Origin of the sequence: Flavobacterium sp., from assembly GCF_030146175.1 — a bacterium.
Classification (GTDB): domain Bacteria; phylum Bacteroidota; class Bacteroidia; order Flavobacteriales; family Flavobacteriaceae; genus Flavobacterium.
Genome location: NZ_JASLCE010000152.1, coordinates 1 through 2,577, shown reverse-complemented (window position 1 = coordinate 2,577; position 2,577 = coordinate 1). Strand labels below are relative to the sequence as shown.

The 2,577-nt window shown below is 33.6% G+C and carries 2 protein-coding genes; one reads left to right on the top strand and one right to left on the bottom strand.

Annotation, left to right across the window (positions count from 1 at the left end):
- Positions 1 to 11: 11 nt before the first annotated feature.
- Positions 12 to 806 carry a hypothetical protein gene (locus Q1R07_RS16085; protein WP_300492198.1) on the bottom strand — a complete coding sequence of 265 codons (795 nt, stop codon included), beginning with the start codon at positions 804 to 806 and terminating at the stop codon, positions 12 to 14.
- Between the two features lie 230 nt (positions 807 to 1,036).
- Between Q1R07_RS16085 and Q1R07_RS16080 the strand changes: the two genes are divergently transcribed.
- Positions 1,037 to 2,470, top strand: coding sequence for a S41 family peptidase (locus tag Q1R07_RS16080; RefSeq protein WP_300492196.1), 1,434 nt, complete (start codon positions 1,037 to 1,039; stop codon positions 2,468 to 2,470).
- Positions 2,471 to 2,577: the final 107 nt, after the last annotated feature.

The following is a 2,577-nucleotide window of genomic DNA, read 5'->3' as shown; positions in this document are numbered from 1 at the left end:
ATAGCATTTGTTTATCGCTCAATTATTTTTACCTTATAAAATACATATTCATTTCCGGTTTCTTTATATTCTGTAACCAGCCCGAAATAGAGCGTAGTATCATCTGTCCAGAATTCTTTTTCTATATAACAAAGCCATTCTCCTGTTTTATCTTTAAAAAGTTTATTTAAGTCGACTATTTTTTGAAATTTACCGTTTTGCTTTTTCTGGATAAAATGTTCATAACATTCTTGTCCTTCATATATCTTGTTCAACCGGTATTTGCTGTTTGGGGATTCCGTTGCTAGCTCAGGATTACCGGCATCTTCCGTTTCCTGACCCGTTCCTAAATCAAAACTTACATCCGACATATGACCGCCTTCTAATAAAAGAATGTCATCGGTAGGAAAATAGGCGACGAAGGAGCAATAATTACACTCTCCATCGTTTTCAAGTATGGTGCCGTTTCTGAAATGGATCTTGTTGATATACAGTGTGCTGTCTCCTTTTTTGCGAAAATCAACAATTCCGGATAATTGTTTTTGCACGATAGTGAGATCCGTGATCTTTTCTATCGGTTTGCTTACTTTCTTATACTGCATAGCGGAATAGAACTGATTGCTACTTATTTGTTCGATCGCTATAGTTATAGCGTGTGGATCATGTTTAACAACAGTTTTCTCTTCTTCCGTGTTTAATTTGGTGATTGCTGTTGGTTGTTTGCTTTGTTTGCTTTGATTGTTTTTCTCCTTCTGATCACAAGAAACCAGACCGATTAGTAGTAGCAATACTAAAAATGAGCGTTTTATAAAAAATTTTCTTTTCATTTTTGGTAGAATATTCTTTGTTGCAGTTCTTATATTTTTGCTTAATTTGTGGGAATATACAACAAAATAAAGCAGTTGCGCCAATACGATCCTGTTTTATTTGGTAATCCGGGTAAGTCGATTTATTGACTAACATGGAAACAGGATTTAGTGTACTTACATTAGTATCATAGTAACACAATGTATATATTTGGTTTTAGATGTCATTCAATAAATAATAAGCCTGGATAATGAAGTTAAAAATACTATTTCCGTTTTTATGCTTAGTGACTAATTTTAGTTGTGGACAGCATAAACCATTGTTCGATAAAACGTTAAAAAAAGATAGTATCATTTCCGAATTTACACAACTATATAACCTGACAAATACGATTCATCCGGGACAGTTTATGTTTTGTTCGAAAAAAGAGTTTGACAAAACTTATTTGGACTTAAAGAATTCGATCAAAGGTGATCTTTCCATTGTAGATTATTACAAGCTCACAGCCACACTAATGGCAAAAATAAAGGATGGGCATACAACCGTTGACAGAGGACAAATTACGACATTGTTACAAGAAGAACCCGTTTTTCCATTCCGTATTTATCAGATTAAAAATAATTATTATTTTGATAATTCAATAAAGGAAAACAAGATTTATACCGGTTTGCAGATTCTTAAAATAAATGGAGAAACTATTGATGCAATAGTAAAGAATGTCGAAAAGTATATTCACCTTGAAGGTAGAAATGAAACAGGATTAAATACGAAATTTAAGAATTTTCCTTTTTATTATTTTATATACAACCAAAGCGAAAAATTTGAAGTTGAATTCATAGACAAGAATAACCAAAAGCAGACAGTAGTAGTAAAAGGAATTACTTTTGACAACTTCACAAAAAGTACTACCGAAAACATTCAACCGTTAACAACTGAAATTAGAAACGATAAAATTGCTGTTCTCAAGTTTTATTCCTTTGCAAATGGTTATAATGAAGCCGATAGAAAGGTCGCGGAAAATCAATTAGATGTTTTTTTTGCAAAGCTAGACAGTCTGAAAACTAAAAATCTAATTATTGATTTACGCGATAATAGCGGTGGAGCTGCGGAAATAGCCAATTATTTGTTTTCGTATCTAATAGATAAGCCCTATTACTATTTTGATTATGTGGGTGCCAAGTACAATAGTGTAAAAAACTGGAAGCATTATGCGCAATATCCTGAAAGTATTGAAGAAATAAATGTAGCGGAAACAACGCCAATAAACGGACTAAATTGCACCACAGCGACTGGTAGCGCTGATGATGATTGGTGGTTTAAAAAACAGCAAAATAAATCGAATTTTTACAAAGGACAAATTAGTGTTTTGATCAATGGTGGTTGTTTTTCCACGACGGGACATTTATTGGCCTTACTTCGGGAATATAAAATTGGAAAATTTTATGGCGAATATTCACAAGGAAGTAATTATAGTAATGCCGGTGGTCGGGCATTTGTTTTGCCTTATTCCAAAACACTGGTATGGATACCTACTTTTCAGTACAAAATGAAAACTCCAAATTTTAAAAATGACCCCAAAGGTATAAAACCTGACGTCGAAATACCGCTTCTGGCGGATGATTTAAAAACGGGCTTTGATAGACAAATGGATTTTATACTTAATACGCTTTCAAGAGCAAAATAGAAACGAAAAAAGCACACTAATAGTGTGCTTTTTCTGTCAATTTGTGACCCGGCTGGGATTCGAACCCAGGACCCCATCATTAAAAGTGATGTGCTCTACCAGCTGAG